Annotated in this window: 13 protein-coding genes; 12 read left to right on the forward strand and 1 reads right to left on the reverse strand. The window is 39.4% G+C overall.

From position 1 onward, the window contains the following. Positions 1-70: 70 nt before the first annotated feature. The 12 genes from ACYVM0_RS24630 (at position 71) to ACYVM0_RS24685 (ending at position 20,613) form a co-directional block, all read left to right on the forward strand. Positions 71-967, forward strand: a complete 897-nt coding sequence (locus ACYVM0_RS24630; protein WP_460561697.1) for a YitT family protein — start codon at positions 71-73, stop codon at positions 965-967. Next, positions 957-1,538 (forward strand): HD domain-containing protein, encoded by a 582-nt coding sequence (locus ACYVM0_RS24635; RefSeq protein WP_460561699.1) that lies wholly within the window; start codon positions 957-959, stop codon positions 1,536-1,538. Before ACYVM0_RS24630 ends, ACYVM0_RS24635 begins: the two co-directional genes overlap by 11 nt. 147 nt (positions 1,539-1,685) lie before the next feature. After that, positions 1,686-2,222: a nuclear transport factor 2 family protein gene (locus ACYVM0_RS24640; protein ID WP_460561701.1), complete on the forward strand. Its 537-nt coding sequence runs from the start codon at positions 1,686-1,688 to the stop codon at positions 2,220-2,222. A gap of 34 nt (positions 2,223-2,256) precedes the next feature. Further along, positions 2,257-3,411 carry an FIST signal transduction protein gene (locus ACYVM0_RS24645; RefSeq protein WP_460561703.1) on the forward strand — a complete coding sequence of 385 codons (1,155 nt, stop codon included), beginning with the start codon at positions 2,257-2,259 and terminating at the stop codon, positions 3,409-3,411. 54 nt (positions 3,412-3,465) lie between these two features. Continuing rightward, positions 3,466-10,176 (forward strand): sensor histidine kinase, encoded by a 6,711-nt coding sequence (locus ACYVM0_RS24650; RefSeq protein WP_460561705.1) that lies wholly within the window; start codon positions 3,466-3,468, stop codon positions 10,174-10,176. A gap of 2 nt (positions 10,177-10,178) precedes the next feature. Continuing rightward, entirely contained in the window at positions 10,179-12,230 is a 2,052-nt protein-coding gene (locus tag ACYVM0_RS24655; protein WP_460561707.1) for a sensor histidine kinase, read from the forward strand. Positions 12,231-12,234: 4 nt separating this feature from the next. Next, positions 12,235-14,493: a sensor histidine kinase gene (locus ACYVM0_RS24660; protein ID WP_460561709.1), complete on the forward strand. Its 2,259-nt coding sequence runs from the start codon at positions 12,235-12,237 to the stop codon at positions 14,491-14,493. Positions 14,494-14,500: 7 nt separating this feature from the next. After that, the gene (locus ACYVM0_RS24665) at positions 14,501-16,486 is read left to right on the forward strand and encodes an ATP-binding protein (RefSeq protein WP_460561711.1); all 1,986 of its coding nucleotides are present in this window, start codon (positions 14,501-14,503) and stop codon (positions 16,484-16,486) included. A 21-nt stretch (positions 16,487-16,507) separates the two neighbouring features. Beyond that, positions 16,508-17,854, forward strand: a complete 1,347-nt coding sequence (locus tag ACYVM0_RS24670; protein WP_460561713.1) for a sensor histidine kinase — start codon at positions 16,508-16,510, stop codon at positions 17,852-17,854. A gap of 16 nt (positions 17,855-17,870) precedes the next feature. Next, positions 17,871-18,245, forward strand: coding sequence for a response regulator (locus ACYVM0_RS24675; RefSeq protein ID WP_460561715.1), 375 nt, complete (start codon positions 17,871-17,873; stop codon positions 18,243-18,245). Then, the gene (locus tag ACYVM0_RS24680) at positions 18,245-19,285 is read left to right on the forward strand and encodes an adenylate/guanylate cyclase domain-containing protein (protein ID WP_460561717.1); all 1,041 of its coding nucleotides are present in this window, start codon (positions 18,245-18,247) and stop codon (positions 19,283-19,285) included. The genes ACYVM0_RS24675 and ACYVM0_RS24680 overlap by 1 nt, the downstream gene beginning before the upstream one ends. A gap of 83 nt (positions 19,286-19,368) precedes the next feature. Beyond that, positions 19,369-20,613 (forward strand): dicarboxylate/amino acid:cation symporter, encoded by a 1,245-nt coding sequence (locus ACYVM0_RS24685; RefSeq protein ID WP_460561719.1) that lies wholly within the window; start codon positions 19,369-19,371, stop codon positions 20,611-20,613. Between the two features lie 392 nt (positions 20,614-21,005). Here the strand turns inward: ACYVM0_RS24685 and ACYVM0_RS24690 are convergent, their stop codons facing one another. Then, positions 21,006-21,956 (reverse strand): CvpA family protein, encoded by a 951-nt coding sequence (locus ACYVM0_RS24690; RefSeq protein WP_460561721.1) that lies wholly within the window; start codon positions 21,954-21,956, stop codon positions 21,006-21,008. Between the last annotated feature and the right edge of the window lie 5 nt (positions 21,957-21,961).

Consider the following 21,961-nt stretch of genomic DNA (forward strand, 5'->3'; position numbering starts at 1 on the left):
AACAGCTACCGTTAAAAAATCAAAAGAGATTGGTAACTTACAAACCAAAACACAAAACAATATTGCTACAATGAACAGGAAACATAAAAATGATGCGGTGGACTGGAAAACAGTGTGGTCGCCCAAAAACCTGCTGCTGATATTATTAGGCACTTCGCTGGCTGTTTTAGCCATGAAGGGCTTTATGATACCCAACAGCTTTATGGATGGCGGCATTACCGGTATCTCCATTTTATTGTACGAGTTATTTCATTTTAATATCAGTTTCCTGGTCATCATTCTAAATGTGTTGTTTGTGTATTTAGGTTATAGAAGAATTGGAAAGACCTTTGCAGTACAAACTTCCATTGCGGTGATACTACTTTCCATAGGTTTGCTTTTTGTACATATACATGCTGTTACCACAGATAAATTACTCATTGCAACTTTTGGTGGTATTTTAATGGGTACTGGTGTCGGGCTTGTTATTCGTGGCGGTGGTGTTATTGATGGTGCCGAAGTAATTGCAGTATTCACGGGAAGAAAAACCGGTTTTTCCAATAGTGAGATCATCATGCTCATCAACACCCTCATTTTCGCAGTAGCCGCTTTTGAACTGGGTATCGAAACTGCCATGTATTCCATCATCACTTATTTTACCGCATCCCGTGCCACCAATTATGTGGTTGATGGTATTGAAGAATTCACAGCCATGAACATCATCTGCAGCATGCCCGAAGAAGTAAAAAGTTTATTGGTGAACGACCTGGGCAAAGGCATTACCGTATACAAAGGCGAAAGGGGTTATTTACCGGGCAGTTTTGAAGTGCGTACAGAAAGTGACATTATTGTTACCATCGTTACCCGGCTGGAAATAAAACAAATCCAGGAAGCGATAATAGAAATAGATCCCAAAGCGTTTATTTATGTGCAAAGTATAAAAGAGGCAAGTGGTGGCATCTTAAAAGCAAAAGCGCATGCAAAGTAAACTGCACATGAAGGAGTTTGTGACAGACCTGCTGAAAGATAATCTTCCGGTATGTTACTACTATCACAATCACGAACACACTTTGTATGTGCAGGAAAAAGCGATACAGATAGGCAGGCATCAAAACTGTACCGAAAAAGAAATGGAATTACTGAGCGCTGCGGCATTATGGCATGATACCGGCTATATCAATTCTTACACCGGCCACGAAGAAGCCAGCTGCAAACTGGCCATAAAATATTTACCTGAATATGGTTTTTCTGACAACGATATCAAAAAAATATGCGGTATGATAATGGCTACCAAAGTACCGCAATTGCCAAAAAATAAACTGGAAGAAATCATTGCAGATGCCGATCTTGAATATTTAGGTACCATCTGTGTAACAGAAAAAGCAGAAAGTTTATTTAAAGAATTACAATCACTCACCCCATCATTAACGAAAACTGCCTGGGATAAAATGCAGATCGCTTTTTTGCAAACCCACCATTATTTTACGGCTTACTGCAAAGAAAAAAAAGAGCCCGTAAAACAGGCTTACCTGAAAGAATTAATGAATATCGTAGAATAAATTTTCCGGTACCTGTTGTAAATACTGATTGAATATCCTCTGTAAGAATCCTGCAATTGCATTGCAGATCCCCTCCCCGTTTTATTTAACCGCCTGTAGCCACATAGATTATTAGTGCAGGTCCCGATATTAATATAAAAACAACAAATGAAACAAACCTTAAGAAGCAATGTTGTAATTATTGCTATTACCATTGCTGTTACCTTATTTTTTGCTGCCTGTAAAAACAACAATGCCACAACTGAAGTAAACAACGAAAAGCAGGTTGCAGCATTGCTGGATTCGTTTAATGCAGCCGCAGCAAAGGCCGACTTTAATAAATACTTTGGTTATTATACCGATGATGCCATATTCGCCGGCACCGATGCTACAGAACGCTGGGATAAAAAAGCATTTATGGCCTGGGCAAAACCCATTTTTGATAAAGGCCATGCCTGGAATTTTACCGCCCTGGAACGCCATATCTATTTTGATAAAACCGGCACCCTGGCCTGGTTTGATGAATTATTAAATACACAAATGAAAATCTGCCGGGGCTCAGGTGTATTGGTAAAGCAAGACAGCGACTGGAAACTGCAGCAGTATATTTTATCTGCTACCATTCCTAACGATCAGTTAGACAGTATCATAAAAATAAAAACACCCGTTGAAGATCCTATCATTAAAACATTACAGAAAAAATAATTCATGATCATACCACGAATAAAAAAGCAAACACATGCAGGCAAAATCGATAAAAGGAAAATCTACAGATGAAATTAAAACAGGATTGCAGCAAAGCATGGCAGATGGTTTTAAACCCACCCTGGCTATCTGTTTTATTTCAAAAAGCCAGGACAGAAAAGCCATCAGTGAATTACTGGATGAAGCAGGTATTGCCATATTTGGCTGCACCACCAATGGTGAGTTTATTGATGAAGAACCGGAAAAAAATTCAGCGGCTATATTGTTGCTGGATATGAACAAAGATTATTTTCAAATCTATTTTGAGGAATATCCTGAAAAAAATTACCGGGAAATTTCAAGCGCCATTGCTCAAAAGGCCATTAAGAAATTTTCAATTCCTGCATTTTTACTTGGTACCAGCCATTCCACAGCCGATGGTGAAGAAATATTACATGGCATTGAAGATATTGCCGGCCCACAGGTAAATGCCTATGGCGGTGCTGCCGGTGATGATTATTCTTTTACAAAAACGTTTGTTTTTACCAACGGAAGAGACAGCGGTAATGCTATGGTATGTATTGCTGTGGATGAAACAAAAGTGGAGATAAAAGGTATTGCCACTTGTGGATGGAAAGCGGTAGGCACCGAAAAAATTGTGACAAAAAGTGAAGGTAATCATGTGTACACGGTAGATAACATTCCTGTTTTGGATATAACTGCCAAATATGGCGGGCTCGAAAATGTAACTCCTGAAAATAATAATCTGCTGGTTGAAATAGCTGCTAATTTTCCGCTGCAGTTACAAAGAGAGCAAGGCGATCCCATTATGCGGCCCGGCCTGCAGGTAGACTGGACTGATCATTCATTTTATACAAGCGGCGCTGTTCCCCAGGGTGCTAAAGTTCGGTTTTCATTACCTCCCGATTGGGATGTGATGGAAAAAGTAGTAAAAGCAGTTCAAAATTTAAAGGATACTGAAATGCCGGAAGCGGATGCATTGGTGGTGTTTAGTTGTGCAGGTAGAATACTTTCACTTGGGCCGCTGATGAGTAAAGAACTGGAGGGAGTAAAAAATGTATGGAACGTACCTATGGCAGGCATGTTCTCCAATGCAGAACTGGGCAGGGCAACAGGAGGAAATTTAGAAATGCATAACCTTACCACTTGTTGTGTGGCATTGAAAGAAAAAGAACCCCTTGGCACTTAAAGCGCAACCTGGTTATGGAAAAGAATAATTTGATCAAAGAAATTCTATAGAAAAATGAATACCCACCTTAAAAATATATTGAGTTTTATAGAGCAGGATAAAACTTTATCTGTTGAAGAAAAAAATGCCCTGGTAAAATCTGTAAAAGATGCCGATAAAGAGTTTGAGATCACCAGTTTTAAACTCGATCTAACGGAAAAGGTTAAACGCACTACCGCCATTCTTTTAGAAGAAACCATTGAAGAGCTGGAACAAAAAAGAAAAGCTGCAGAAGCACAAAACCGGGAGCTGGAAATTGAATCTTCACTGGAACGGGTAAGAACAGTTGCCATGAGCATGAACAAACCCGATGCTATGCTGGAGGTTTGTAAAACCATTGCAGTGCAATTACAATTATTGGGGGTAAAAGAAATACGCAATGTGCAAACCGCTATATTTTATCCTGTGCGTGGCACTTATATGAACTATGAATTTTATGCAAAGCATGATAAAACATTGGTTACAGAAACCGTTTATACCAATCACGAAGTAGCTGCTGCTTTTGCTGAGCAAATGTTTAAAGGCAAGGGCGAAGTGTATACTACGCATATCGTTGGTAAAGAAGTTAAAGACTGGCTGCACTATCAAAGATCCACCAACGTTTTCATTGATAGTTATTTAGAAAATGCTACTTCACTCAGCTACTACTGGCATTCGCTGGGGCCCGTTGCTTTAGGTATTTCAACATACGCTCCTTTAAGCGATGAGGCATTGAAATTGTTTCAGCGTTTCCTTAAAGTATTTGATTTATCCTACCGCCGTTACCAGGATATTGAAAAAGCTATTGCGCAATCAAGAGAGGCGCAGATAGAAGCATCGCTGGAAAGAGTACGTGCGCAGGCAATGGGTATGCGTAAAGCGGAGGAGCTTACAGGCATCTGCGAAGCATTGTATAAAGAACTGTACAGTTTAGGTTTTGAAGAAATGAGGAATGCAATGGTGAATATACATGATGATGAAAAAGGTACTTTTATCAATTACGATTATTCTGATGCGTTGGGCAAAAGCATTAATCATTTAAGGTATGATATTCACCCGGTAATTGAAAAACAGATCAGGCAGATGAGAAGTGCCGGTGATGCTTTTTCTGAAACGTATTTTAAAGGCAAAGATTTAGAAGACTGGAAAGATTTCAGGAAAAAGATCGGCGAAAAAGATGACCCGAGGATTGAAAGCACCGATGAACTGTATTATTATTTCTATTCTATTGGCGCCGGTTCAATAGGTATTTCAACTTTCAGCGGAATTACAGAAGAAAAATTAAATGTGCTGAAACGCTTCCGTAATGTGTTTGATTTTGCTTACAGAAGATATGTGGATGTAGCCAATGCAGAAGCTCAGGCACGTGAAGCACAAATTCAACTGGCATTGGAAAGAGTGCGTGCAAGAACAATGGCGATGCAGCTGAGTAACGAACTACCTGATGCAGCTAATATTTTATTTCAGCAAATGCAAACATTGGGCATGCCTGCCTGGAGTGCCGGTTATTGTATCTGGGATAACGATCACCAGGCCATCACGCTATGGATGAGCAGCGCTGGTATTATTCAACAACCCTTTCGGGCACCGGTTACCGAAGATCCTTCCTTCATTCATTTTTATGATGCCTGGAAAAGAGGTGAAACTTTTTATGTGGAGGAAATAGGTGGCAACGCAATTGTATCGCATTATAAATATATGTGCCGGCTGCCGGTAGTGGGTGATATGCTCAACAAATTTATTGCTGATGGTGGTTCACTTCCTGCATTCCAGATATTTCACCTGGTCTTCTTTTCACAGGGCTTTCTTTTATTTATCACTTATGAACCGGTGCCCGAAAGCCATGATATATTCAAACGTTTTGGTAATGTGTTCGATCAAACCTATACCCGTTTTCTCGATCTGCAAAAAGCAGAAGCGCAATCAAAAGAAGCACAGGTAGAACTGGCATTAGAAAGAGTGCGTGCCAAAACAATGGCCATGCAAAAAAGTGATGAGTTGCGTGAAGTGGTGGCTACCATGTATGAACAATTACAATTACTGGATATTAATTATGGTGCCTGTACTATCGTTATCATGGATGCAGCAACAGGCAATATGCAGCATTGGGTAGGGGGCTTTGCACAAAAGCTATACCCGGAAAGTTACCAGGTAAATTATTTTAACCATCCCTTTATCGACGCCCAGTTAGCGCAATGGAAAAATCGGGAAAAATATGCGGTAATAAAATTATCCGGAGAAAATAAGAAAGCATATGATGCGGTAATGTTTTCTCAAACCGATTTTAAAAAATTCCCAGAAGAAACAAAACAGTGGATGGCAGCATTGGACCCTGTTGTTTTTTCAATTGCTTACATGAGCCATGGTGCTTTAACCTGGGGACCAGAAGAGCTTACTGAAGAATATGCCAGCATATTACAACGCTTTGCAATAGTATTTGAACAGACGTATACCCGTTTTCTCGATCTGCAAAAGGCAGAAGCGCAGGCCAGGGAAGCAAAGATTGAAGCAGCATTGGAAAGAGTGCGTGCAAGAACAATGGGCATGCAAAAAAGCGAAGAGCTTAAAGAAGTAATCAAAATTGTTTATCAGCAAATCAGGCATTTAAACATTCATCTCGACCATGCCGGTTTTGTTATTGACTATACCCCTAAAGGCGATTGGCATTTTTGGATTGCTGATGAACAGGATATTCCTGCTGAAATATCGCATCCTTATTTTGAGTCTGTTTGGGCAACTCAATTTAATGAAGCAAAAGAAAATAGCGCAGATTTCTTTGCCACCCATTTGAATTTTGAAGAAAAGAACAAATTTTACCAGGAGCTTTTATCCTATGTTCCCGGGTTACCCCAGGCATCAAAAGAATTTTATTTAAACTGCCCCGGGCTGGCCGCATCAACCGTATTGTTAGACAATATTGGTCTGTATATTGAAAACTTTTCCGGTACTCCTTATAGCGTTGAGGAGAATATTACACTGATGCGTTTTGGAAAAGTTTTTGAACAGACCTATACCCGTTTTCTTGATCTGCAAAAAGCAGAAGCGCAATCAAGAGAAGCACAAATTCAACTGGCACTGGAACGTGGCCGTACACAAAGTATGATCATGCAGCACTCGAAAGAACTGGATGATACTTTACGTGTTTTTCATGAGCAGGTTTTATTGCTGGGCATCCCTTCAGCATTTTCTTTTTTATGGTTGCCCGATGAAGAAAAAAGCAACCATATATTTTGGGCTGCATGGGCAGAGGAGAAAAATGATAGTACTGTTTTTAAAAGTAAATCGGTCACTTATCCGCTTGATAGAAACGAACCTGCAACAGCGCAATGTTTAATTGACTGGAAAAGTGGTGACCCTGTTTTTTCTTACGCGGTACCGCCTGGAGGAGTACAAAGTTATTTTGCTGCATGGCAGGAATTAATTGATGGTGTTGAAAAATTAACGCCTGCATATTTTACCAATGGTTTATATTATGTAGAAGCATTTATGAAGTATGGTTGCTTTGGTGTGATACTTGAAAATGATCTTACAGCCGATGAAAAGAAAATATTGGATCGTTTTGCCACAGAGTTTGAACGTGCCTACACCCGTTTTCTCGATCTGCAAAAAGCAGAAGCACAGGCCCAGGAAGCAAGAATTGAAGCTGCTTTGGAGCGGGTTCGCAGCAGGAGTATGGCCATGCACAAAAGTGATGAGCTGTTAGAAGCTGCTGAAATTCTTTTTGTAGAAATGCAAAAACTGGATATAGAAAGCTTAACCGCAGGTTATGTTTTAATAGACAAGGAAGAAAAAAATGGATTGAATTACACACCCAATCCATCCACCAAAAAAATATTGCCGCTTCCCATTATCATTCCGCATAACGAAACTATTCACCTGCAACAGGTAGTTGAAAACTGGAAGAAAGGCAATCCCTTTTTTATAGTGGAAATGGATAAAGATGAAACTATCAAACACCAGACTTTTATTGCAGAACGCAGTACCAACTTTCCGCTAAGCGCTGCTCAGCTAATTGCTATTTCACCTGCAAAATTGTTTCTGCATAATTTTTATTTTAAAGAAGGGTATGTTTTGATTGTAGGCGGTATAAAATTATCTGCGGAGCAAACAGATATTATGTTACGTTTTACCAAAGTGTTTCAACAGACCTATACCCGCTTTCTCGATCTGCAAAAAGCAGAAGCACAGGCAAGGGAAGCGCAAATAGAAGCTGCTTTGGAAAGAATAAGATCAAGAAGCCTTGCCATGCATCACTCTTCAGAATTATCGACAGTGGTGGACACTTTGCTCCAGGAATTTACCAAACTGGAGTTCTCACTTACTTTTTGCATCATCAACCTTATCAATGGCGATGATTTATCGAATACGGTTTGGGCAGCCAATCCTGAAACTGGAAAAGATGCTGAATCTTATTACATGAAGTTTGAAGACTACGACTTTCATCGGGCTATGTGGAATGCCTGGAAAGCGCAGGACAAGCGGTTTGTTTATACCCTTGAAGGAGAAGAGAAAAAGATTTATGATGAATACCTTTATTCACAAACTGAATTCAGGCGTTTTCCAAAGCACGTTCAGGATGCAAACAAAGCACTCAAAAGATATGTGGCAGGCTTTACTTTCTTTAAATATAGTGGACTCCAAACGGTTAGTGTTAATGAAATTACTGAAGCCGAGCTAGAAATACTGGAACGATTTGGAAGGGTTTTCGAGCAGGCATACACCCGTTTTCTCGATCTGCAAAAAGCAGAAGCACAGGCAAAAGAGGCACAGATAGAAGCCGCATTGGAAAAAGTACGCAGCAGAACAATGGCCATGCAAAGCAGTAATGAATTGCAGGAAACTGCAGTTGTTCTTTTTAATGAGTTTAAAAAATTAGGAACGGATAGTGTATACCAGGTTACCATTGGTATATATAATGAAGCCGAAGGGTTGGTAGATTTCAGGGTAACCAACTGGGCAGGAAACGGCGGGCAGGAAAATCGTTCTTTTCTCCTGGATATGGAAGAACCAACCGTAGTGAAACCTTCAGTAGCAGCATGGAAAGCGGGAAAAAAATCGCTGGTGGTTGATCTTACCGGCGAAACACTGGAGGGATGGATCAATTACCGCAACAAAATGAGTGGTGTTACTATCAGTAGTAAAGACACAGAAGGGCGCAGGGTGATCAGCATTGCTTATTTTTCAAAGGGGCATATTTCCATTTCATCAGCTTTGCCTGTACCACAGGAAACCATCAAAACATTGGAGCGGTTTGCAGCAGTATTTGATGGCACTTATACCCGCTTTCTTGATCTGGAAAAAGCAGAAGCACAGGCAAGGGAAGCAAAGATTGAAGCAGCTTTGGAACGTGTGAGAAGCCGTACCCTGGCCATGCAAAAAAGTGATGAGCTGGCAGAAACTGCAGCTGAAGTATTCAGGCAATTAATCAGTTTGGGTATTGAGCCTAACCGTTTATATATAGGCATTGTAAAAGAAGCAACCGGTGATATGGAAATGTGGGCCACTGATGAAGATGGTACGCATGTAGGAAAAAAATTCATGTTCAATAAAAATGAAAATATTTCGGTAAAAAAACTTTTCGATGGCTGGAAGGCAAAAGAAAGATCGGTGATAGTAGATATGCAGGGAAAAGAACTGGAAGATTATTTTGATTACCTGAATAATGTTATGCATATTCCTTTCAAAGGCGGGCTGACTCAAAAGCGGCGAGTACAAAGTGTGGCGTATTTCAGCAAAGGGTTTATCGGCATGGCTTCGCCCGACGGACAAGGTAATGAAACGATACAACTATTAGAACGTTTTGCAGCTGTATTCAACCTCACTTTCACCCGCTTTAATGATTTGAAAATTGCAGAAGCACATGCACTGCAGGCAGAAGAAGATTTAATAAAACTGCAAACAGAAAAAAAGCGTGCCGAAGATGCGTTGACCGAATTACGTGCCACACAAACGCAACTGATACAATCAGAAAAGATGGCTTCATTGGGAGAGCTCACCGCAGGCATTGCACACGAAATTCAGAATCCGTTGAACTTCGTCAACAATTTTAGCGAAGTAAGTAATGAGCTGATGGATGAAATGAATGCAGAAATTGAAAAGGGTGACCTGGAAGAAGCAAAATTAATTGCTGATGACATCAAAAAAAATTTAGAAAAAATAAATCATCATGGCAAACGAGCCGATGCAATAGTAAAGGGAATGCTCCAGCATTCCCGTAGCAGCAGTGCCACAAAAGAACGCACCGATATTAATAAACTGACAGATGAATATTTGCGATTGGCATACCATGGTTTACGTGCAAAAGATAAATCCTTCAACGCCACTTTAAATACTGAGTATGATGAAACACTGGAAAAAATAAATATCATACCACAGGATATTGGCAGGGTTATCTTGAATTTAATTACGAATGCCTTTTATGTGGTTGCTGAAAAGAAAAAGGCTTCGGCAGAGAAGTCAGGTTTTGAAAACTTCACATCCCTCTACGAACCAACCGTTTCAGTAACTACAAAAAAGATAAATAATAAAGTAGAGATAAAAGTAACCGACAACGGCAATGGCATTCCAAATAATATCATCGATAAAATCTTTCAACCTTTTTTTACCACCAAACCAACTGGCCAGGGAACTGGATTGGGGTTATCATTGGCGTATGATATTGTAAAAGCGCATGGCGGCGACTTGAAGGTGGAAACGAAAGAAGGGCAAGGAACTGAGTTTATTGTTGAAATACCAAATTCCTTTTAAAAATGAAGCATTGCATTATCATACTATTATTGGTATCACTTTTATCTGGAGTAAAGGCGCAACAAATTCTGCCCGACAGTTTGCAGATTACTTTTCAGCAAGCTCCGAATGATTCAGTAAAATTTAAAGTTTCCAGGGCTATTTATACTTTCTATGAAGAAACCAACCGTGATTCTGCATTGCACTATGCTCAACTCCGCTATACGATTGCAAAAAAATACAACCGTAAGATCGAAGAAGCCTATTTGCAAGGTCAAATGGCTTATCAGCAAATTTATCTTGGCCGTGTTAATGAAGCACTCACTAATCTTACTGAAGCGATGCAAATTGCTACAACATGCAAAGATGCAGACACCTGGGAACTTACCCCGTTCAACACAGCAGGCAAAAGTCGTCAGATCACTTTATCTATGCTCAATCACATGTACGGGCATTTGAAATTGCAAACAGGTAGTAATGAGAGTTTGCATTATTTTAAGGAAGGCAGAAGAATTGGTTTAGAAATCGGTAACAACTTTCGGGTTACTGTAGCCGATATGGTACTGGCCACAAATTACCTGATATTGAATCAGCCTGATTCGGCATTACTATATGCCAGGGAAGGCGAAGCGTCCGGAATTCGTGGTGGCATTTCCAAATACCTCGCCAATATATATTCCGTTATCGGAGATATTTACTGGCAAAAAAAAATGGATACCCTGGCATTGACTTATTATCACAAGTCGCTTCAATATGCCATACCGGGAGCTAATTTTACCGTTGTGGGAGGTGTTTATGAAAGTCTTACCAATTACTACCAGGCTAAAAATAATGCCGATTCATCACTGTATTATGCTACTAAGAATCTTGCAGTATTGAAATCTCTGGGCGCTGTTACTACTTTTTCATCAAGGGATTTAAACCTTGGCAAGGTTTACCAGGACCTTGCCGCAGCTTTTTCGCTGAAAAGGAATACTGACAGCACAAACAAATACCTGCAGCTTGCACTAACAGTAAAGGATAGCTTAACAGCCAGTAAATTAAAAAGGCTTGCTGCCTTTCAGCGTTTAACATTAGATGAGCAGATCCGGTTGCAAAAGGAAGAAAAACAGCGTACAGAAACTGAAAATAAAAGAAGGATGTACATTTTGTTTATCAGTATTGCTGTAGCCGTTGTAATCATTTTGCTCATCTATCGCAACAACCGGCAAAAACAGAAAGCCTACAATTTATTACAAATACAAAAAGCTGAAACCGATCTGCAGAAAGATAAGGCTGATGCGGCTTTGCAGGAATTAAAATCCACCCAATCCCAACTTATCCAGGCCGAAAAAATGGCATCACTGGGCGAACTCACCGCTGGTATTGCACACGAAATTCAAAACCCGTTGAATTTCGTCAACAACTTTAGCGAGGTAAGTAATGAATTGATTGATGAAATGAATGAAGAATTAAACAAAGGAGATATTGAAGAAGCAAAAGCCATTTCATCAGACATCAAACAAAATCTAGAAAAAATAAACCATCATGGCAAACGTGCCGATGCCATTGTAAAAGGCATGCTGCAACACAGTCAAACCAGTAGCGGCAAAAAAGAACCTACCGATATCAATAAACTGGCAGACGAATATCTGCGATTAGCTTATCATGGTTTAAGAGCAAAAGACAAATCTTTCAACGCTACTTTAAAAACAGATTTTGATGAAACCCTTGGCAACATCATTATCATTCCACAGGATATGGGAAGGGTATTGTTGAATTTAATTACCAATGCATTCTATGTTGTTGATGAGAAAAAGAAATCAGGAATTGAAAATTATGAACCAACTGTTTCAATAAGTACAAAGAAGATTAACGGAAAGGTTGAAATAAAAGTTACAGACAACGGCAATGGCATTCCAAAAAACATTGTTGATAAAATCTTTCAGCCCTTCTTTACTACCAAGCCAACAGGACAAGGAACCGGTTTAGGTTTATCACTGGCCTATGATATTATAAAAGCACATGGCGGTGAGTTGCTGGTAGATACAACAGAAGGTAACGGCACAACATTCACCATTAAATTACCCATCTAAAATAATGAACTACAAAAAATTAATTTTACGATTATTGCTTCCTGTTATTTGCTGTTGGTTTGCACCCGTTGTAATGGCACAGCAAAGCACAGTAGATTCAATAACCAGTATATTACAAACCATTAAGGTCTCTAGCCGAGTAGACACCACTTCTTTTGATGCTTTAATGACGCAGCTTGAAAAAGCCACTTTAAACGAAACTAATATTACTGTATTAGAAAAAACAGCTAATAATTTAATTAACGAGGGCGATCCTTATTTTATGTACAGGGTAAAGTTCAGCATCATGAACAGCCTGATTGCAACAGATAAGGTGAGGGCCATTGCATACGGCAAGTATAATTATGAACTACTGAAAAAAAGTAAAGTGCCCCATGCTTCATTTTTAAGTTTTGGCTTTTTAAAGCAATTAAGAATCCCTTACCGCAATTCCGTCTTGCTTGGCGAAGGCTTTACCTATTTCAACGAAAAATTAAAAGAATATAAACTCACTAACGATTCTGCAGGCCTCGCCAGTTGCTATTATGTGCTGGGAGGATTTTACCGAACCACCGGCCTGATGGACCTTGCCATTTATAATATGAAGAAGTCTGTTAGCTATACCGACAGCACCGAAAAAAATGACAATTCCACTTACCCCTTTGCCGACCCTGTTGGAAGAAACATCATGTTCAATAATATCGGAGTAGTGGGCGTGTATTATTTTCAGAAAGGTGATTATGTAGAGTCATTAAAATATCAACAGATTGTATTTACCGAGTTGCTAAAAAATAAAAACCAGATAGTGACTTTAGCAAATACACCAACGTACATAGCACATGCAAAAATATTATTGGGCCAAACGGATAGTGTTGACTATTTCATAAACCTTGGGCTTAATTATGCACCCAATAAATACGACTTTGTGGCTTATGGACTTCAGATAAAGGCATTTTATAAAATGCAGACTGATTCCTTACAGGAAGCAGAAGCATTGCTGAATGAATCCTGGCGGCTTGTTACCGAATACAAAGTACCAGTAAATGCAAGAGCGGGCACGGTTGCTCCGGATTACTTCAGGGCATTGCTGAGGATAAAACAAAACAGGATCACAGATGCTATTGATTTTTTACATAAAGATATTGAACGGGTACAGGGCATTCGTTTAGATGTGCTGAGAGATTATAAACTAATGGCAACATTATATGAACAGTCTGGTAATTATGAAAAGGCTTCGCAATCTTACAAGTTGTATGTAGGCCTGCAGGATAGTTTACAGGCCGATCAAAGTAAATATCGTTCCCTGAGTTTTGAAACCGAACAGGAAATGAATGATAAAGAAATTTCCATTACAAAGCTGCAAGGCGAAAACAAAGTATCCTCCCTTACCAGGAATTTCTCCTTTGGTATTGTGGCACTCGTATTACTTTTAGCAGGTGTTATCTACTATCGTTTTAAATCCAAACAAAAAGACAATAAAGTACTGGAAAAAACATTGGACAATTTAAAGTCAACCCAATCCCAATTGATCCAATCAGAAAAAATGGCTTCCCTGGGCGAACTCACTGCAGGCATTGCACACGAAATTCAAAACCCTTTAAACTTCGTCAATAATTTTAGTGAAGTAAATACAGAATTAATTGATGAATTAACTGAAGAGGCTGACAAAGGGAATTTAGATGAAGTAAAAGCAATTGCAAAAGACATCAGGGAAAATGAACTAAAAATAAATCATCACGGCAAACGTGCCGACGGTATTGTAAAAGGCATGTTGCAACATAGCCGTAGCAGCAGCGGGCAAAAAGAACCCGTTAACATTAATGCATTAGCAGATGAGTATTTAAGATTAGCTTATCATGGCTTAAGAGCAAAAGACAAAACGTTCAATGCCACATTAAAAACTGATTTTGATGCAGGCGTTGGCAATATCAATATCATTCCACAGGATATCGGAAGAGTGATCTTGAATTTAATTACCAATGCATTCTACGTTGTTGACGAAAAGAAAAAATCTGGCGTTGAAAATTATGAACCGACTGTTTCAATAAGTACAAAAAAGATAAATGGAAAAGTTGAGATAAGTGTAAAAGACAATGGCAACGGCATTCCTCAAAAAGTTTTGGATAAAATATTTCAACCTTTCTTCACTACCAAGCCAACTGGGCAAGGCACAGGTTTGGGCTTATCATTGAGTTATGATATTGTAAAAGCACATGGGGGCGAATTGAAAGTGGAAACGAAAGAAGGCGAGGGATCAACATTTATAATTAACCTATACGTTTGAATTTGATATGAAAAAACTATTATTGATACCGGTGTTTTTTGTATTTCAATCTGCAGCATTTGCACAGAGCAAAATGGCTGAACAGGCCAGTGTGCGGTGCGACTCCATACTCAGTTTGTTGGTTAAAGAAAAAGATGCCAACAAAAAAGCCGACCTTCTTTTATCTTTCTATGGCACTACCATTGATGGGTTTCCTTTGCAACTGTTAACCCTTAGCAAGAAACTGTTTGATATAGCAAAACAAAACAATGATATCTATATTGAATCGGCTGCCTTAAGTGCGGCAGGCCAGGGGTATCGGCTTACCGGCAGCTATGTTAAGGCGCTGGAATTTCACCGTAAAGCAGTGAAACTGGCAGAGCAGTCGGGCAATAAGATACTGTTGGGTTTTGCACTCAATCAAATGGCCCATATTTATAAAGACAGGCTGGAAAACGAAAAAGCTTTAACCCTTTACAGGGAAGCGTTCCGGTATTTTGAAGCAACCGGCAGGAATGATATCTGGTATGCCTGTATGAATATGGCAACGGTATATTATAACATGGGCAACTACGACTCCTCATTATACTATTCAAATGAAGCAATCAAAAAAGTTGGTAATGCAAGGGCGCCGGGAGTTGGTAACATGAGTGTTATTTATGCCACCATTGCGGGAATATACGATCAAAAAAACAGACCTGATAGTGTAAAAAAATATTTTACATTGGCATTGGATTTAGCAAACAACACACAATCGTCACGCTATTTAAATGCAACTTATGTTGCTGTTGCAGAACATTTTAACCGCTTACAGCAGTACGATTCATCGGCATACTATTTTAAAAAAGCAGTAAATATTGTATTCGGAACAGAAATGAACAATTTAGTGCTGAAGCCTGCAAAAAAATTAACGGAGTACTATCAAAACGTTAATGCCGATAGTACTGTAAAATACTGGAAAGTGTATTCTGCCGCCAATGATAGCGTTAACAGCCTGCGCACCAACCAGCAAATTCAAATGCTTACGTTTGAAGAAGAGCAGCGAAAAAGAGATATCGAAGCGGCCGAGGTTACTTATAAAAATAAAATACGCACCGGTTTGCTGCTAGGCGGGCTTGCGGTGTTTTCATTAGTTGCTGTTATCCTGTACCGTAACAACCGGCAAAAACAAAAAGCCAATAAGGTTTTAGAAACCACCCTTGCTAATTTAAAATCCACCCAATCTCAGTTGGTGCAGTCCGAAAAAATGGCGTCACTCGGCGAACTCACCGCAGGTATTGCACATGAAATTCAAAACCCGTTGAACTTCGTCAATAATTTCTCTGAAGTAAATAAAGAGTTACTGGCTGAAATGAAAGAGGAAATAGATAAAGGAAATATTACCGTTGCAAAAGAAATTGCAGACGATATAATTGCAAATGAAGAAAAAATAAATCACCATGGCAAACGTGCCGATGCTATTGTAAAAGGCATGCTCCAGCACAGCCGCAGCAGCAACGGACAAAAAGAACCTACAGATATTAACGCATTGACAGATGAATATTTAAGATTAGCCTATCACGGTTTACGTGCAAAGGATAAATCTTTTAATGCCACATTAAAAACAGATTATGATACAACCATCGGCAAGATCAAAATCATTCCGCAGGATATCGGAAGAGTGATCCTGAATCTGATAACAAATGCATTCTATGTTGTTGGTGAAAAAAAGAAGGCATCCGCAGAAAAGCCAGGTTTTGAAAACCTGACTTCTGTTTACGAGCCAACCGTTTTTATTAGCACAAAGAAAGAAGGCAATAAAGTGTTGATACGTGTAAAAGATAATGGCAATGGCATACCCTCAAAAGTTTTAGATAAGATATTTCAGCCGTTTTTTACCACCAAACCAACAGGGCAGGGAACGGGATTAGGTTTATCTTTAAGCTATGATATTATTAAAGCACACGGTGGTGAATTAAAAGCCGAAACTAAAGCAGGAGAATTTGCAGAGTTTGTTATTACTTTGCCGGTGTGATGTTAATTTTTTAAGCTACTTATGATTTTACAACCTATACTCGCCATCATTATTTTAAGTAACCTCCGCAAGTCTTTAAAAGCTGAGGGCATACTATCAAAATGGTATACGATAGTTATAGGAGGCACAGCCATTTTTATTGCATTACTGGTGCTGCACACCACAATAAAAAGCAGCCGGCCGGTTATAGACTGGGTTACGCAGGCGCTTACTGCAGGGTTGCTGTACCTTATTTTTACGCAAAAAGATTTCCGCCCTGCAAAAGGAGTTACCTATGCTTTTTTACCCCTGCTGATAATTAATTTAATTGAAGACATTGTTAAACTGGTAGACCCGGCTTTTTACAAACATTGGGAAAATTATTTTGAAACAGGTGCCCTGTTTGCATTTGTATGGATGGTGGCAATGGTTATAATTACCAACAGGCAAAGAAAAGCTTTGGAAAAAGAAAAGCTGAAAGCAGAAGAAAAAGAAAAAGAATACCGCATTACCGAAACTTTAAAGGCATCGCTGGAAGTACAGGTAAAAGAACGCACTGCCGAACTAACCAAACAAAAAGAAGCATTACAGCAAACACTTAATGAATTAAAGGCCACTCAATCGCAACTGGTACAATCAGAAAAAATGGCTTCGCTGGGTGAGCTTACTGCAGGTATTGCTCATGAAATTCAAAACCCTTTAAACTTCGTTAATAATTTTTCTGAAGTAAATACAGAATTAATTACCGAAATGAAGGAAGCCATCAGCAAAGGAGATTTTGAAGAAGTTAAAGCACTCGCCAATGATATTGCAGATAACGAACAAAAAATAAATCATCATGGCAAACGTGCCGATGCTATTGTAAAAGGCATGTTGCAACACAGCCGCAGCAGCAGTGGTGTAAAAGAACCTACTGATATCAATGCTTTGGCAGATGAATACCTGCGCCTGGCCTACCACGGCCTGCGTGCCAAAGACAAATCTTTTAACGCCACCATGAAAACTGATTTTGATGCAACCATCGGCAATATCAATGTAATTCCACAGGATATGGGCAGGGTGATATTGAATTTAATTACCAATGCTTTTTATGCGGTTACAGAAAAGAAAAAGGAAACGCCACAAGGTTACGAACCTACCGTTACGGTAAGTACCCAAAAAACAAACGGCAAAATTGAAGTAAGGGTAAAAGATAATGGCAACGGCATTCCGCAAAAAGCATTAGATAAAATTTTTCAACCCTTCTTCACCACCAAGCCTACCGGCCAGGGTACAGGCCTGGGTTTAAGCATGAGTTACGATATTGTAACCAAAGGGCATGGCGGAGCTTTAAAAGTAGAAACCAAAGACGGGCAGGGTGCAGAATTTATTATTATCTTACCAGTATAAACCTTAAACCAAGCAAATGAAAATTTTAGTGGTTGATGATGAAACAGATGTTCAGGTATTATTTGAACAGCGCTTTCGTAAAGAGATCAGGAGTGGCGAAATGAATTTTGTGTTCGCCTTTTCCGGCGAAGAAGCGCTCACCTACCTTAATAAACATGAACATGAGGCGGTATTGATCCTGTCTGACATCAACATGCCGGGCATGAGTGGTCTGGAACTGCTGAGCCATATCAAGCAAAAATACCACAAGCCACCACCGGTAGTAATGATGATTACCGCTTATGGCGATGCAGAAAATTACAATACCGCCAAAGAACTGGGTGCCGATGATTTTTTAACCAAGCCCGTTGACTTTGCTGTTTTAAAGGAAAAACTTAAACCAATCAGCTAATGGCAAAAATTTTAGTGGCCGATGATGAGGCAGACCTGGAGATGCTCATCAAACAGAAATTCCGCCAGAAGATAAGAGAGCAGCAATACGAATTTATTTTTGCCATCAATGGTAATGATGCGCTGGAAAAAATTCAACTGCATCCTGATATTGATATTGTATTAAGCGATATCAATATGCCCGAAATGGATGGCCTTACCTTACTGAGCCGATTAGCCGAAAGTAACCCGCTGATAAAATCTGTTATCGTTTCTGCTTATGGTGATATGGAAAATATCCGCACGGCTATGAACCGTGGGGCTTTTGATTTTATTACCAAACCCATCAATTTTGAAGACCTGTCTCTTACAATGGAAAAAACCATTCATCATGTAGCACAGATAAGAGAAACACTAAAAGCCATCAAGGAAAATAATATCCTTAAAATGTATGTGGATGAAACCGTACTGAATTTTATGGGTGGCCGTGAGTTTGAATCTTCTTTAATGGCTAATGAAACAGTGGAAGCTTCGGTAGTGTTTATCGATATCTGCAGTTTTACTGCTATCAGCGAAAAAGAATCTCCGGATACCGTAGTAAAATTATTGAACAGCTATTTTGATGTAATGGTTAAGGAGATCATTGCACAGGGCGGTTATATTGATAAATTTATCGGCGATGCTATTATGGCCGTATTCCGGGGCGAATATCATTTAGACAGGGCTATTGATGCCTGCCTTGCCGTACGCAACCAGATAGAAAAATTACCGGCCTTGTCCAATGCCATTTCTTTTTCGCCCAAAGTTTCCATTGGTGTAAACAGTGGCGAAATGATATCGGGCAATATCGGCTCTGCCAATTTAAAAAGACTGGACTATACTGTTATCGGCGACACTGTAAATATTGCGCAACGTTTACAGGCGGCCGCAAAAGAAAGTCAGATCATCATCAACGAAACGGCTTATCAAAAAGTAAAAGAATCTTTTAATTGCCGTAAAGTAGGCGAAGTGAATTTGAAAAACAAATCGCAACCGATGAATGTATATGAAGTGATGGATTAATTCGTCCCCTCGTCTCCGGCGAGGATGCCATGGTAATAAGTCTCCGGCTTATTACTTATGTTTTAAAAAATACCAATTCCACCATGCCAAAATTCTTAAAAAGCCTTTACATACAGGTATTAATTGCCATTGCTATTGGTGTGGCTATGGGTCATTTCTATCCGGATTTTGCAGTACAGTTAAAACCACTGGGCGATGCCTTCATCAGGTTGATAAAAATGATGATTGCCCCGGTGATCTTTTGCACCATTGTAACCGGCATTGCCAATATGCAGGATACCAAAAAAGTGGGGCGTGTGGGGTTAAAGGCATTACTGTATTTTGAAGTAGTAACAACATTGGCACTCATCATCGGCCTGGTGGTTATCAATTTTTTAAAGCCCGGTGTGGGCATGCACATCAATGCAGCAACACTGGATGCCAAACAGGTAGAAGGCTATATCACACAAAGTAAAAGTCAGTCGGTAACAGATTTTTTACTGAATATCATTCCCGAAAATATTGTGAATGCCTTATCCAACAGTAATTTATTGCAGGTACTTTTCTTTGCTATTTTATTGGGGTTGGCCTTATCAAAAATTAAAGAAAAAGCAACACCGCTTTTAAAAGTGATACAATCTTTTGAAGATGGTTTATTCACCATCATCAAAATAATTATGAAGGTAGCGCCGTTGGGTGCTTTGGGTGCAATGGCTTTTACAGTAGGCAAATATGGTTTAGGTTCATTAAGTTCATTAGGGCAACTGATGGGCTCATTTTATATTACCTGCATTTTATTTATTGTGGTGGTACTGGGTGGTATTTTAAAACTTACCGGTTTTAATATTTTTCGTTTGCTCTTATTCATTAAAGAAGAATTACTCATCGTACTCGGTACGTCATCTTCCGAACCGGCTTTGCCCAGCCTTATTACCAAGCTTAAAAAAGCCGGCTGTTCCGAACCGGTAGTTGGCCTGGTGGTGCCCACCGGTTATTCATTTAATCTTGATGGCACTTCCATTTATCTTACCATGGCTGCTGTATTTTTAGCGCAGGCAACAGATACACCGCTGGATATTTCGCACCAGGTTTCTTTATTACTTATTTTATTACTCACTTCCAAAGGTGCTGCAGGTGTCACCGGCAGCGGTTTTATTACACTGGCTGCTACATTGCCTGCTGTAGGGCACATTCCCGTAGCAGCTATTGCACTCATCTTAGGCATCGATCGTTTTATGAGCGAAGGCAGGGCACTTACGAATATCATTGGCAATGCAGTAGCCACTTTTGTGGTAGCTAAGTGGGAAAAAGAAATTGATATGGATGTAGCAAAAAAAACAATTGGGTAAAAAGAAATATCTCCGGGCAATAAAGCTCTATTTTCTTTGCATAAATGTATAACGAAAAAGATATAATAACCCTTGTACTTCTTGTGATCAACAAAGGAGCACCATTAAACAATTCATTTAATTTAGTAAGAATGCTGGAGCGGAGATTCAGGATTATAGAAACAGTTTTTATTTTGACCAAGATCCGAACGGAAGCATTTGCAGTATATGACTTAGTAAATGGAATACATTATTACAAATTAACTCAGAAAGGCAAGGAATTTATAAATCAGCAATATTATACTTCGCTGATAAATCTATTGAAAGACTATCCACAAGAGAGCGAAATCATAAAAGCCATTTTTAGTTCCTTTTCAATCTCAATCAAATAAACATGGTTCCTTTTAAAACAATCAGTTGCTAAACTCCTGCACTACCATCAACCCTTTAAGCCCGCCATCTAAAATAGAAATACCAATTTTACCAAATTGCTTATTTAAAATATTATCACGGTGCCCGGGAGAATTCATCAGCCCGGTATGTGCAGCTTCAAGGCCATTGGAATGCGCCAGGTTTTCCCCGGCGGCATTGTATTTTATAGCCAGTTTTTTCATTCTTTCAAAAGGATTGATACCATCGGGTGTAATGTGAGAGAAATAACCTTTGGTAAACATATCGGCTGCATGGCTGTGTGCTGCCAACTGCAGTTTACCATCTGCCACCAATATTTTTAAACCCCTTGTTTTTCTTTCGGCATTTACCATGTGCAGCATCTGCTCTTCAAGATCGGGCCGGGCATTAAAATTGGCGCTTTTAAATTCTTCCGATTCGCTGTATAATGTTTCTGATGCGGCAGCAATGGCAGGTGCCGGCGGTGTATTAAAAATAGTATCCATTCTTTCATCCAGCCAGTTGGTGGAATTAGCTAAAGAAGAAACGAGTAAATTACTATTGTCTTTACCCGGCGTAGCAAACCAGACAGATGCGGTAAATATTTTTGCCACCAACACGGCTACCACTACACCGGTTAAAAAACCGGGTATCAATCCCGTTATCTTATTGGCAAATGATTGTTGTGTTGCGGGAGCAATGATTTTTTTTACAAAAATAAAAATAAGGGTAAGAAAAAATAAACTCACTATAAACAGCACCACAAAAGAAATGGGTTTCTGCCATTCTTCCTGCATAGAAAAGTTTTGTTCTAAAAAGCCGGCAGCAGCTGCATAAAATAATGCAGCAACGGTTAATGCACCTGTCCATTTTACCAGGTCGAAAAAACTATTGATAAACCCACGCCGGTAACCGAGCCAGGTAAAAAGAATAACCACTACGATCAATATGATATCTGCAATAGTCAATGGCATTATTT

This window comes from Ferruginibacter profundus, from assembly GCF_054783275.1.